The organism is Streptomyces sp. NPDC007025 (assembly GCF_042869455.1).
In the GTDB taxonomy this organism is placed as follows: domain Bacteria; phylum Actinomycetota; class Actinomycetes; order Streptomycetales; family Streptomycetaceae; genus Streptomyces.
The window spans coordinates 367,935-380,049 of the sequence record NZ_JBIAFT010000007.1 but is presented as its reverse complement, the minus strand read 5'-3'; the positions used below and the strand labels follow the sequence as shown (position 1 = coordinate 380,049).

Genomic DNA, 12,115 nt, shown 5'->3' with positions numbered 1-12,115 from the left:
CTCACCGACCCCGTCGCCAACATCGTCGCCGCCTGCAACTACGCCGCCGACCGCTACGGCAGCATGGACAACGTCGACTCCGCCTACTGACACACACACCCGACAACACACAACCCCCACACCACCAAGGAGCGGGCAGGAGGAACACACCTCCCACCCGCTCCCTCGCATGTGCTCTGCCGGGACCACCGGTCAGCTGCCGCGCGCCGCCTCGCCTCCCTCATCCGGCTCCGCACTGTCGCCGAAGACGCGGGACACCATCGCCTGGATCAGGCGGTCGGCGCCGAAGGGGCCGCGCAGGATGTCCGGGGCCGTCATGTCGTCGAGCAGCAGGCCCGCCATGGCGAGGTAGAGAAGGGCGACGCCCAGGTCGTCGCCGGGCATCCCGGCGTCGCGGTGGTAGCCCAGCAGGCCCTCGAACTCGGCGCGCAGGAACCCGGACAGCTCCTCGTACAGCTCGGGACGCCGGGTGGCCTCCAGCCGCAGTTCCAGCATGGCCAGATAGCTGCTGCGGTCGGCGCGCATCCGGGCCAGCAGGTCGCGCATCAGCTCCACTTCGAGCCCGAGCGTGCGCGGGGCGCTCATCCGCGCGGCCAGTGCCGCTTCGTCCGGTGTGAGCCGCTCGCGGGTGCGGCGCATGGCCTGGGTGAGCATGTCGCCGCGGTGGGCGAAGTAGTTGGAGGCGGTACCGGTGGGCACTCCCGCTTCCTTGTCGACGGCCCGCAGCGTCAGCCCGCGGGAGCCCTCCCGCGCCAGCACTTCGATGGCCGCGTCGAGCAGCGCGGTGCGCCGCTCGGTGTTCTGCCGCATGACGACTCCCTGGTTCTCCTGAAGGTTTCCGCGGGTCCGCACCGAACCCCTTGAACCACTTCACTTGAAGTACTATATTCAAACCCCTCCAATCAGAGTACTCCGAGCGAAGTGCTCGGCTCCGCGAGGCTCCCCCAGCACGCAATGACACGGAGAACGGAGTCGCGGCACCGCCCCCGGCAGAGCAGTCATCGACCATGAAGGAGCAACCCCGTGCGCAGACTCGTCTACTACGTCGCCGTCACGATCGACGGGTTCATCGCAGGCCCACAGGGCGAGTACGACTTCTTCCCGGTACCGGACGACTTCGTCTCGGCGACCGTGGAGAACCTGCCCGAGACGATCCCCACCCCCGCCCGGGCGGCGATGGGCCTGCCGGAGACCCCCAACCGGCGCTTCGACACGGTACTGATGGGCCGCGGCACCTACGAGCCCGCACTCGGCCAGGGCGTCACCAGCCCGTACGCGCACCTGCGGCAGATCGTCTTCTCCCGCACGCTGCCGCCCGGGACGGACCCGGAGGTGGAGATCGTGCGGGACCGGGACCCGGTCGAGGTCGTACAGGAACTCAAACAGCAGCAGGGCCAGGACATCTGGCTCGCGGGCGGCGGGAAGCTGGCAGGCCCGCTGCTGGAGGAGATCGACGAACTGATGATCAAGCGCAGTCCCCGGCTGGCCTGCGCCGGAGTCCCGCTCTTCGACGGCGCGTTCACACCGACCCCGTTCCGGCCCGTGACCACCCGCGACTTCGCGTCGGGCATCAGCATGACCACCTACCAGCGGGAGCGCTGAACCGGGCACCGGGCGCCGGCCCGCTCGCGGCGCCGGCCCCCGCCCGGGGGTCGGGTCACCGCGGGCGGGAGGTCAGGCGCTCGTGGTCGAGCCCGGGCGGAGGATCATCAGGACGACCACCGCCGCCCACAGTAGGTTGAAGACGCCGGTCACCATGGCCAGTCGGGCCGCCGCGGCACGCGGGTCGGATATCTCCGGCACGGCCTCGCCCACGTCGAGGCCGACGCCGGCCGCACCCAGGAGCCGCGCCTGCCGGGGCAGGACGACCGCGCCGAGGAGGACAGCGGCGAGGGCCGTCAGGACGACGGAGGCGAGCAGCCAGGCGTCGGCGAGGGCCCCGAGCCGGGCGCCGGTGGCCACACCGAAGACCGGTACGGACACGCCGAAGACGGCGTAGGCCCGGCAGACACGGTGCAGCAGGGCCGCGCCCGCCGCACCGCCGGGCGCCTCGCCACCCGGGTCACCGGAGGAGCCGGCAGCGAGCAACTCCCGGGCTCTGCGCGGGAACATCGAGGCGGCTACGGAGATCGGCCCCACCGCCAGGATCGCGGCCAGGACGTGCAGGGAGAGCAGCAGCTTGGTCACCAGGGCTCCGATTCGGCAGGGCGAGGGGGCAGGGGCACCGACGCGTCCGTCGTGGATACCGACGCCCCTGAAATGCATTGGCAGGCAATAGGTAGCACAGCAATATATTCTCTGCCTACACTCTGTGCATGAAGACGGAAGCGGTACGCGGACACCTGGACGGGCTGCTGCTGGCCGCGCTCGAGGACGGACCGCTGCACGGATACGCGATCATCACCGCGGTCCAGGAGCGCAGCGGCGGAGTGCTGGAGCTGCGGACGGGCACGGTCTATCCCGCGCTCAACCGGCTGGAGCGGCTGGGCCTGCTGGCCAGCGACTGGCAGTCCGTCGGCGAACGGCGCAGGCGCTGCTACGCCCTCACCGGAGCCGGGCGGCGGGCGCTCGCGGACGAGCGCACCGGATGGCGGCAGTTCACCGCGGCGATCGGCGCGGTCCTCGACCCGTCCGCGGCGGCCGGGAACGCCCCGGCCACCGACGGGCCGGCCCTGGCACCCGCCCGGCACCGGCCCGCGACATGAACGCGCCGCAGCAGCACCCCGACCCGCTGCTCGCCTACACCGCGGAGCTGCACGCCGCGCTGCCGGGACCGGCCCAGGCCGCGTCCCGGATGGTCGAGGAGATCCACCACGGGCTGCTGGACACGACGGACGCCTACGTCCGGGAGGGCGTACCGCGCACCGACGCCGCACACCGCGCCGTGCGCGACTTCGGACCGGTGGCCGAACTGGCGCCCGAGTGCCGACGGGAACTGGCGCTCGCCCAGACCCGGCACACCGCGCGTGCGGCCGCGCTCTGCGCCCCGCTGCTGCTGGCCTGCTGGGCGCTGGTGCACACGGCGCTGGGTGCGGCGGCCGCTCCGCTGGCCGTCCTCGCCGCCGCCAGCGCGCTGCTGGCAGTGGCCGCCCTGGCCGCGACCGGTGGCCCTCCGGCGCGCCGGTTCGACGTCCCGGAGGCGCTGCCCCGCCTGGTCGCCTGGACGGGAACCGGCGCGAGTGCCGGTATGGCGGCGGCCACCTTGGCCCTGGCGTGCACCGCGGCCACCACCGCGCAGTGGCCGCTGCTGCTGCTCGCGGGGTCGCTCTCCGCCGCCTCGCACGCCGTGCTGGGCACCTCCGTCCGGGTGTCCCGCCGCTGCCTCGCACCCGCGGACGTGCGCACCGGGCAGCGGAACGGGCCGGGGGCCCGAGGGCGCGCACCGGGTGACTTCCGCACTCCGTGAGGCTCCCCTGAGCGGCCACCCGCCGTGTCCGCGGACCTCCCCGCAGGCCCCGGGTCACTCCTGCGGGTGACCAGGGCCCCGGACGGCGGAGCCCGGCCGTGCGGCGGCCGCCGCGGCCGCCGACACTCGAGGCAGAGCGCCCGCGGTGCCAGGCGCGGTGCCCGCGCACCGGAGGCGCCGCCCGCCGCCCCCGCCTCGTCGCCGGAGTCCGCATGGCCAGCAGGAAGAACCTCGTCGCCGACCGGACCACCCTCGCCCACAAGGCCCGGTACGCGCTGGCGCACCCGCAGCGCGTCCCCGGCCACCTCCGGCGTGCGGGCCGCGACCGGTGGCTGGCGTTCAAGCACCGCGACCATGTCGGCTACTACCGCGCGGTGATGGCCTCCGACACCCGGCGTGATCCGGACGCCGCGGTCGGCAGCCCGACCCGCGAGGGGTGGCTGAAGCTGGGCGAGCTGCAGTTCAGCTATCTGCGGCGGCACGGGCTGGCACCGTCGGCGCGGATGCTGGACATCGGCTGCGGCAATCTGCGTGCGGGCTGGCGCTTCATCGAGCATCTGGACGCGGGCCACTACTACGGCATCGACATCTCCCCCGACGTGCTGATCGCCGCGAAGCGCACGCTGACCGAGCGCAATCTCCAGGCCAAGCTTCCCCATCTGACCCTGACCCAGGATCTGACACTGGACTTCCTGCCGGCGGCGCACTTCGACGTCGTCCACGCGCACAGCGTCTTCTCGCACTCGCCGCTCGACGTCATCGAGGAGTGCTTCGCGCACGTGGGCCGGGTGCTGGCGCCGGGCGGATTCTTCGACTTCACGTTCGACCGCACGGTCGGTGCCGAGCACCATGTGCTGCGCGAGGACTTCTACTACCGGACCGAGACGCTGACCGGGCTGGCCGCCCGGCACGGCCTGCGCGCCCGCTTCATGGACGACTGGGAACTCCTGGGGCACGGCCAGTCCAAGATCCGCGCCACCGCCGGGACCGCGCGGACCACCGGGACCGCGCCGCCCCTTCCGGCGTGAGGGCGCGGGCCCGGGCCGTCCGGGGTCCGGCCCCGCGCGTCCGCGGCACCGCCCGACCCCGCGCGAACCCCGCGCGGCACCGCGCCGCGTGCCCTGCCCGGCCCGGCGGCACCGGACCGGGCGCGGGCGAAGGCCGGACCCGATGGCCCGGCCGACCGCGCGCGGCCGCGGCTCAGACCGTCAGCACGACCTTGCCGAACAGGTCGCCCTCCGCCATCTTCGCGAAGCCCTCCCGGGCCCGGTCGAGCGGGAGCACGGAGTCGATGACGGGCCTGATCCCCTTGGCGGCGCAGAAGTTCAGCAGCCCCGCCAGCTCCTCCTTGGTGCCCATCGTGGAGCCCACCACCCGCAGCTCCAGGAAGAAGATCCGGTTCAGCTCGGTCGCGGGCGGATTCGGACCGCTGGTGGCGCCGGAGATGACCAGAGTGCCCCCGGGACGCAGCGACTTGACCGAGTGCGACCAGGTGGCGGCGCCCACCGTCTCCAGCACCGCGTCCATCTTGTGCGGCAGCCTGGTGCCCGCCTCCACCGCCTCCTCGGCGCCGAGTTCCAGGGCCCGCTTGCGCTTGGCCTCGTCCCGGCTGGTGGCGAAGACCCGCAGCCCGGCGGCGGCGCCCAGCACGATGGCGGCGGTCGCGACCCCGCCGCCCGCGCCTTGCACCAGCACCGAGTCCCCTGGGCTGACCCCGGCGTTGGTGAACAGCATCCGGTAGGCCGTCAGCCAGGCCGTCGGCAGGCAGGCCGCCTCCTCGAAGGAGAGTTCCGCCGGTTTCGGCAGCACGTTCCACTGCGGCACCGCGACCCGCTCGGCGAACGTGCCCTGGTAGCGCTCCGTCAGGATGGAGCGGGGCTCGCGTGGGCCGACCCCGTGGCCGGACTGCCCGATGACCGAGTGCAGGACGACCTCGTTGCCGTCGTCGTCGACCCCCGCCGCATCGCAGCCGAGGATCATCGGCAGCGACTCCTCGCCGATCCCCACGCCCCGCAGCGACCAGAGGTCGTGGTGGTTGAGCGACGCCGCCTTCACCGCCACGGTCATCCATCCCGGAGGCACCTTGGGCTCCGGCCTCTGCCCCAGCTCCAGCCCGCTGAGCGGCTCTTCCTTGTCGATACGAGCGGCGTAAGCAGCAAACATGCCCTGACGCTACGCCGCCTCGCCGACCCACCGACAGACCATCCGGCCCCGGAGCGACCGATCTCACGCCGTCGGCGCACGTCCGCCGGGCCCGGAGCCGTTCCCGGCCGCCGCTCAGTCCCGCAGCGGCAGCGCCTCGGCCAGTGCGCGCCACTCCTCCCGGGGGAGGTCGGTGCCGGTGGCGGCGGTGACCACCTGGAGGGCGACGTGGTCGGCACCCGCCGACAGGAACGCGTCCACCTTCGCGCGTACCGCCGCGGCGTCGCCGATGGCGAACAGCGCGTCGACGAGCCGGTCGCTGCCGCCGCCGTCGAAGTCGGACTCCGCGAAGCCGAGCCGCAGCAGGCTGTTGCGGTAGTTGGCCAGGGCCAGGTAACGGGAGAGGTAGTCGCGCGCCGTGGCGTACGCCGCGGCGGGGTCGGCGCCCGGCCGTTGCAGGACCACCTTCAGCTCGGGGGCCAGCAGCGGGTCGGCGCCGAGGATGTCGCGGGCCTCCGCGGTGTGTTCGACGGTGACCAGGTAGGGCAGCGCGCCCAGCGACCGCTCGGCCGCCAACTGCAGCATCTTCGGCCCGAGCGCCGCCAGCGCGCGCCCGGCGGCGGGCACCGGACGCGGCGCGTTGTCGAGCATGTCGAGATAGGAGCGCATGGCCGACCGGGGCCGGCCGGCCAGCGGATGGTCCAGCGCGTGCCCGCTGCGCGTCTCCGCGTGGCTGACCCCGAGCCCGAGCAGGAAGCGGCCGCCGTACTCGTCCGTCAACTGCGCGTGCCGCGCGGCGACCTCGGGAGCCGCGTGCTCCCAGATGTTGAGGATGCTGGTGCCGACCGTCGCCCTCGAGGTGGCGGCCAGCACTCGCTGGGCCATGTCCGGCGAGGGACTGCCGCCGATCCAGAGCGTGCCGTAGCCCAGCTCGTCGAGTTCGGCGGCGGCCTCTTCGGCCTGGGGGCGCCGCGCGGCGTCGTCGGTACGCAGTGCGGAGGCCCAGATGCCGACCCTGCCCAAGGATGCGTGATGTGCCATGGCGGACACAGCATCACACCGCGGGCCGGTATTCCAGGAACCGCGGTCCGCCCCGGCCCGGCGGGGCGGAGCGCGGTTCCCGGCGGACGGCTGCCTAGAGCACCTTCGAGAGGAAGGACTTGGTGCGCTCGTGCTGCGGGTCGGTGAGGACGTCCCTGGGGTTGCCGGACTCGACGACGACGCCGCCGTCCATGAACACCAGCGAGTCGCCGACCTCCCGCGCGAAACCCATCTCGTGGGTGACGACCACCATCGTCATGCCGTCCCGGGCCAGCGCCTTCATCACGTCCAGCACCTCGCCGACCAGCTCCGGGTCCAGCGCGGAGGTCGGCTCGTCGAAGAGCATCAGCTTGGGGTCCATGGCCAGCGCCCGCGCGATGGCGACGCGCTGCTGCTGGCCGCCGGACAGCTGCGCGGGGAACGAGTCGATCTTGTCGGCCAGCCCCACCCGGTCCAGCAGTTCCGCGGCCCGCTTGCGCGCCTCGGCCCGCGGGGTCCGCTTGACCTGGACGGGCGCCTCCATCACGTTCTCCACCGCGGTCATGTGCGGGAAGAGATTGAAGCGCTGGAAGACCATCCCGATGTCTCGCCGCTGGGCCGCGACCTCGCGGTCCCGCAGCTCGTAGAGCTTGCCGCCCTTCTCGCGGTAGCCGACGAGCGTGCCGTCCACGTAGAGCCGCCCGGCGTTGATCTTCTCCAGGTGGTTGATGCACCGCAGGAAGGTGGACTTGCCGGACCCGGAGGGACCGACGATGCAGAACACCTCGCCGGTCTTCACCTCCAGGTCGATGCCCTTGAGGACCTCGACGTGACCGAACGACTTGCAGACGCGCTCGGCCCTGACCATCGTTCCGCCGCTCTCCGTCTTCTTGACCGACGTGCTCATGCGCCCTGCGCCCCCGATCCGGTGCCGCGCCCGAAGGCGAAGACGTTCTTGCGTACGCGCTGCCACGGGGTCTCGGGCAGTTGGCGCAGGGAGCCGCGCGCGTAGCGCCGCTCCAGGTAGTACTGGCCCACGCTGAAGATGCTGGTGATGACGAGGTACCAGATGGTGGCGACCAGCAGCATCTCGACGACGGCGCTGGAGTTGTTGCCGATGTTCTGCGCCTTGCGCAACAGTTCCTCGTACATCACGACCGAACAGAGCGAGGAGGTCTTCAGCAGGTTGATGAACTCGTTGCCGGTGGGCGGCACGATCACCCGCATCGCCTGCGGGAGCACGATGCGCCGCATGTTCTGGCCCTGAGTCATCCCCAGCGCCTGGGACGCCTCGGTCTGGCCCTCGTCCACGGACTGGATGCCCGCCCGGCAGATCTCCGCCATGTAGGCGGCCTCGTTCAGCCCCAGGCCGAGGAGCGCCGCCATGAACGGGGTCATGACGTCGGTCATCTCGTCCTTGTAGAGGGGCATCAGGTTCAGCACCGGGAAGATCAGCGCCAGGTTGAACCAGAGCAGCAGCTGCACATAGACGGGTGTGCCGCGGAAGAACCAGATGTAGCCCCAGGCGACCGACGAGGTCACCGGGTTCTTCGACATCCGCATGACGGCCAGGACGATCCCCAGCACCAGACCCATGAGCATCGAGAGCACGCTGACGACCAGCGTGTTGCGGACGCCCTCGAGGATCTGGTCGTTGAAGAAGAAGTCCCCCACCGCCTGCCAGCGCAGCCCCTCCGCGGTGGCGAAGGCGCGGATCAGCAGCGCCAGCAGCGCGAGGACCACGACGGCGGACACGTACCGCCCGTAGTGCCGTACGGGGATGGCCTTGATGGCCTCCGGTGCGTCCTTCGACGGAGGTGCCCCGCCGGAGGGGATCTTGTCGGTGGTGGGTGGTGTCACGGGGGCTTGCCTCTCAGCGTCCTGGACGTCCTGCGGGGTGTGTCGGGTGCGTCGCCGCCGCGCGGCTCAGGAGCCGCCGTTGATCGCGGCCTTCTCGACGCCGCCGTCCTCGACGCCCCACTTCTCCAGGGCCTTCTTGTACGAGCCGTCCTCGATGATCGCGTCCATCGCGGCCCGGAGGGCGTCGCGAAGCTTCTTGTTGTCCTTGGCGACGGCCATGCCGTAGGGGGCGGACTGCATCTGGTCGCCGACGACCTCGAAGTCGGAGCCGGACTTGGCCGCGTTGGCGGCGACCGGGAAGTCGGAGATGTCGGCGACGACGCCGCCGGCCTTCAGTCGCACCCGGGCCTCGTCGTCGGTGTTGTACGGCTCGATGCCGATCTTCTTCTTGCCGTCCTCGACGCACTTCTCGGTCTGCGTCTTGAGGATCTCGTGCGAGGTGGTGCCGCGCTGGGTGGCGACCTTCTTGCCGCACATCTGGTCGACCGACTCGATCTTGTCCGGGTTGCCCTTCTTGACCAGGATCGAGGAGCCCGCGGAGAGGTAGTCGACGAAGTCGACGCCCTTGCCGGCCTTCTTCCCCTTGTCGTCCAGGCCTTCCTGGCGGTCCTTGGTGTCCGTCATCGACGACATGATCATGTCGAAGCGGCCGGTCTGCATGGAGGTGATCAGGCCGTCGAAGGTGCCGTTGGTGAACTCGAAGCGGACCCCCAGCTTCTCCCCCATCGCCTTGGCGAGGTCGGGGTCCAGGCCGACGATGTCGGCCCCCTCCTTGAACTCCATCGGCTTGTACGCGGCGTCGGTGCCGACCTTGATGACACCGGCGCTGCGGATCTTGTCGGGCAGCTTCGAGCTCAGCTCGGCCTTCTCGCCGGAGCTGCCGCCGTCGGCGCCCTCGGTCTGGTCGCCGCAGCCGGTCAGCAGCAGGGCGCCGCCGGTGACGAGGGCGACCGGGATGATCCCGGCGCGTCGAGCGGCCGTACGTGCGGCCCGGCCGGCGGTCATGCGCCTGCTAGCGGTCATGAGCGGGTCCTCCTGCGGTGAGGGAGAGCAGCCGTGGGGTCGGGCACACACCTTCGGATGTCGCGACCGTGTCCGACGGATGAACGGATGAACGATGGGGGGCATCTTGCCATCCGGACAAGCGGCAGCAGGACGCCTCCGAGGTCAAAATCGGATAACGGATACAGGACTCCGGATACAGGGCGGTGGGAACGGCCGTAAAGGGGGTTACGGGCCGGAGTGCCGTCTCTCACACTCCCCGGCCGTCTCACCCTGCGGACTTCGAGTCGGAGTCGAGGCGCTTTGTCCCGCATTCCGCCAGCTTGGACACCGGTGCGGCCGGAAGTAGGTCGTCCCCGGCGGGGAGTGTCGGGTAGAAAGGTCGATTACACCCCTCACCCGGGGACCAGGGCGCGTGTGCGGCGCGCCCGGCGTCCGTACCTCCCTCCGGGCAGCGGCAGGCCGCTCGCCCGGGAAGCGGACGCGGTGCCCGCCCGTTCCTCACCGCAGGGAGCGGTCACCCTCACCAGATTCGACTAAGGGGTTCAACACAGTGGCAGCGGAGATCGTCAATCAGAAGGACGGGCTGGAGTCGGACGTGATCGATCCGGCGTTCGCCCTGCACCGGGGCGGCAAGATGGCCGTTCAGGCGACCGTGCCCGTGCGGGACGCGGACGACCTGTCCCTCGCCTACACGCCCGGCGTCGCCAAGGTCTGCAGCGCCATCGCGGAGCAGCCCGAACTCGTCGACGACTACACCTGGAAGTCCCAGGTCGTCGCGGTGGTGACCGACGGCAGCGCGGTGCTCGGGCTGGGCGACATCGGCCCAGGCGCCTCGCTCCCGGTCATGGAGGGCAAGGCCATCCTCTTCAAGCAGTTCGGCGGCGTCGACGCGGTGCCGCTCGCGCTGGACACCCAGGACACGGACGAGATCGTGGCCACGGTCCAGCGGCTGGCGCCCTCGTTCGGCGGGGTCAACCTCGAGGACATCTCGGCACCCCGGTGCTTCGAGATCGAGGCCCGCCTCAAGGAGAAGCTGGACATCCCGGTCTTCCACGACGACCAGCACGGCACGGCCATCGTCACGCTGGCCGCGCTGCGCAACGCGGCGAAGCTGAGCGGCCGTGCGCTGGGCTCGCTGCGCGCCGTCATCTCCGGCGCGGGCGCCGCCGGGGTGGCCATCGCGAAGATCCTGGTGGAGGCCGGTATCGGGGACGTGGCGGTCTGCGACCGCAAGGGCGTCGTCTCCCGGGACCGCGGCGACCTCACCCAGGTCAAGAGGGACCTGGCGGGCTTCACCAACAAGGGGAACCGCACCGGTTCCCTGGAGTCGGTGCTCGAGGGTGCCGACGTGTTCATCGGGGTGAGCGGCGGCACGGTGCCCGAGGAGGCCGTCGCGCGGATGGCCGAGGACGCCTTCATCTTCGCCATGGCCAACCCGAACCCGGAGATCCACCCGGACGTGGCGCGCAAGTACGCGTCCGTGGTGGCCACCGGGCGCAGCGACTACCCGAACCAGATCAACAACGTGCTGGCGTTCCCGGGCGTCTTCGCCGGAGCTCTGCAGGTGCGCGCCACGGACATCACCGAGGGCATGAAGCTGGCCGCCGCCGAGGCGCTGGCCGCCGTGGTGGCCGACGAGCTGAGCGCGGACCGGGTGATCCCCTCGCCCTTCGACGAGCGCGTCGCCCCGGCCGTGACCTCCGCGGTGGCGGCGGCGGCCCGCGCGGAGGGCGTCGCCCGCCGCTGAGCACCACCAGGGCCGCCCGCCCTCCGTCGTGCGGGTGGGCGGCCCGGGCGCCCGGCCGGATCGACCGCGGGTGCCGGCCCGGCCGCGGGTGCCGGCCCGGCCGCGGGCCTCGTGCGGAGCGCTCAGCGCAGTCCGAGGACCATGGCATCGGCGGGCGAGGACCAGACCGTGCGGGCCTCGCCGAAACCGGCCTCGCGCAGCGCGGCCGCGTGCCACTCCGCGCTCGGGAACTCCTCGTCGTTGTGGTCGCTGTGCTGCGCCTCGGCCGGATTCCCGAACAGGGCGAACCGCTCGGCGGCGACCGCCCGCAGCTCCGGGTCCTCCCCCAGCGCGCGCCACCACCCCTTCCAGTCCTACGCCCCCTCGGCGGTCCGCCGCGCGCGCCGCTCCTCGTCGAAGACGTGCACCGCGGCGTTGATGCGCGGGGTCGATTCGTCCGGCATGTGGTCGGCGTTCAGGAACACGCCGCCCTCCCGCACCAGGCCCGCGAGCTGCCGGTAGAGCGCGCGCAGCGGCTCGGTGCGCATCCAGTGCAGGGCCGTGGCCGTCAGAACGGCGTCGTAGGGGCCCTCCGGCAGTGCGGCCGGCCAGTCGGGGTCGCTCAGGTCCGCCGTGACGAAGCGCGCCCGCCCGTCCCCTTCGAAGGTGCCGCGCGCGATGGCCAGCAGCGCCGGGTCCCGGTCGACGCCGACGGTGCTCGCGACCGGCATCCGCCGCAGCACGCGGTCCGAGATACTGCCCGTACCGCAGGCGAGGTCGAGCACCCGGGGTTCGGGACCCACCAGGGCCTCGGTCATGTCGAGCATGACCCGGAACCGCTCCTCGCGGTCGGGCAGGTACCACTCCTGCTGCCGGTCCCAACTCTCCTGCCGGCGCCGCCAGTCGGCAGCGCTCCGTGCGTGGGTCGCCATACCCGCCCTCCGCCGTAATACGCT

12 protein-coding genes and 2 pseudogenes are annotated in these 12,115 nt (G+C 72.0%); 6 read left to right on the top strand and 8 right to left on the bottom strand.

Annotated elements, in window-relative coordinates:
- A pseudogene (locus ACFYMO_RS16685) lies at nucleotides 1–90 on the top strand (phage tail tape measure protein); the annotation flags it as partial.
- Nucleotides 91–192: 102 nt separating this feature from the next.
- On the opposite strand, the gene ACFYMO_RS16680 reads toward ACFYMO_RS16685, so the two are convergent.
- Nucleotides 193–810 (bottom strand): TetR/AcrR family transcriptional regulator, encoded by a 618-nt coding sequence (locus ACFYMO_RS16680; RefSeq protein ID WP_388546983.1) that lies wholly within the window; start codon nucleotides 808–810, stop codon nucleotides 193–195.
- Between the two features lie 213 nt (nucleotides 811–1,023).
- Here ACFYMO_RS16680 and ACFYMO_RS16675 point away from each other — a divergent pair, with 213 nt between their 5' ends.
- A complete protein-coding gene (locus tag ACFYMO_RS16675) occupies nucleotides 1,024–1,602 on the top strand; it encodes a dihydrofolate reductase family protein (RefSeq protein WP_366774626.1) in 579 nt (192 codons plus the stop codon).
- 72 nt (nucleotides 1,603–1,674) lie between these two features.
- Here the strand turns inward: ACFYMO_RS16675 and ACFYMO_RS16670 are convergent, their stop codons facing one another.
- A complete protein-coding gene (locus tag ACFYMO_RS16670) occupies nucleotides 1,675–2,187 on the bottom strand; it encodes a hypothetical protein (protein ID WP_366774627.1) in 513 nt (170 codons plus the stop codon).
- A gap of 128 nt (nucleotides 2,188–2,315) precedes the next feature.
- Here ACFYMO_RS16670 and ACFYMO_RS16665 point away from each other — a divergent pair, with 128 nt between their 5' ends.
- The 3 genes from ACFYMO_RS16665 (at nucleotide 2,316) to ACFYMO_RS16655 (ending at nucleotide 4,434) form a co-directional block, all read left to right on the top strand.
- Nucleotides 2,316–2,705: a PadR family transcriptional regulator gene (locus ACFYMO_RS16665; RefSeq protein ID WP_388546979.1), complete on the top strand. Its 390-nt coding sequence runs from the start codon at nucleotides 2,316–2,318 to the stop codon at nucleotides 2,703–2,705.
- Entirely contained in the window at nucleotides 2,702–3,406 is a 705-nt protein-coding gene (locus tag ACFYMO_RS16660) for a permease prefix domain 1-containing protein (RefSeq protein WP_388546976.1), read from the top strand. Before ACFYMO_RS16665 ends, ACFYMO_RS16660 begins: the two co-directional genes overlap by 4 nt.
- A 212-nt stretch (nucleotides 3,407–3,618) precedes the next feature.
- Nucleotides 3,619–4,434 carry a class I SAM-dependent methyltransferase gene (locus tag ACFYMO_RS16655; protein ID WP_366774630.1) on the top strand — a complete coding sequence of 272 codons (816 nt, stop codon included), beginning with the start codon at nucleotides 3,619–3,621 and terminating at the stop codon, nucleotides 4,432–4,434.
- A gap of 172 nt (nucleotides 4,435–4,606) precedes the next feature.
- Here the strand turns inward: ACFYMO_RS16655 and ACFYMO_RS16650 are convergent, their stop codons facing one another.
- The 5 genes from ACFYMO_RS16650 to ACFYMO_RS16630 all read right to left on the bottom strand — a co-directional run bounded on the left by ACFYMO_RS16650 (nucleotide 4,607) and on the right by ACFYMO_RS16630 (nucleotide 9,451).
- Entirely contained in the window at nucleotides 4,607–5,569 is a 963-nt protein-coding gene (locus ACFYMO_RS16650) for a zinc-binding dehydrogenase (RefSeq protein WP_366774631.1), read from the bottom strand.
- A gap of 114 nt (nucleotides 5,570–5,683) precedes the next feature.
- Nucleotides 5,684–6,589, bottom strand: a complete 906-nt coding sequence (locus tag ACFYMO_RS16645) for a TIGR03620 family F420-dependent LLM class oxidoreductase (RefSeq protein ID WP_388546972.1) — start codon at nucleotides 6,587–6,589, stop codon at nucleotides 5,684–5,686.
- Nucleotides 6,590–6,683: 94 nt separating this feature from the next.
- The gene (locus ACFYMO_RS16640) at nucleotides 6,684–7,475 is read right to left on the bottom strand and encodes an amino acid ABC transporter ATP-binding protein (RefSeq protein WP_366774632.1); all 792 of its coding nucleotides are present in this window, start codon (nucleotides 7,473–7,475) and stop codon (nucleotides 6,684–6,686) included.
- The gene (locus ACFYMO_RS16635) at nucleotides 7,472–8,428 is read right to left on the bottom strand and encodes an amino acid ABC transporter permease (RefSeq protein ID WP_019354532.1); all 957 of its coding nucleotides are present in this window, start codon (nucleotides 8,426–8,428) and stop codon (nucleotides 7,472–7,474) included. The genes ACFYMO_RS16640 and ACFYMO_RS16635 overlap by 4 nt, the downstream gene beginning before the upstream one ends.
- Before the next feature lie 66 nt (nucleotides 8,429–8,494).
- A complete protein-coding gene (locus tag ACFYMO_RS16630; protein ID WP_366774633.1) occupies nucleotides 8,495–9,451 on the bottom strand; it encodes an ABC transporter substrate-binding protein in 957 nt (318 codons plus the stop codon).
- A 532-nt stretch (nucleotides 9,452–9,983) separates the two neighbouring features.
- On the opposite strand from ACFYMO_RS16630, the gene ACFYMO_RS16625 reads away from it, so the two are divergent.
- A complete protein-coding gene (locus ACFYMO_RS16625) occupies nucleotides 9,984–11,180 on the top strand; it encodes an NADP-dependent malic enzyme (protein WP_366774634.1) in 1,197 nt (398 codons plus the stop codon).
- Between the two features lie 122 nt (nucleotides 11,181–11,302).
- On the opposite strand, the pseudogene ACFYMO_RS16620 reads toward ACFYMO_RS16625, so the two are convergent.
- Nucleotides 11,303–12,091: pseudogene (locus ACFYMO_RS16620) on the bottom strand (class I SAM-dependent methyltransferase).
- Nucleotides 12,092–12,115: the final 24 nt, after the last annotated feature.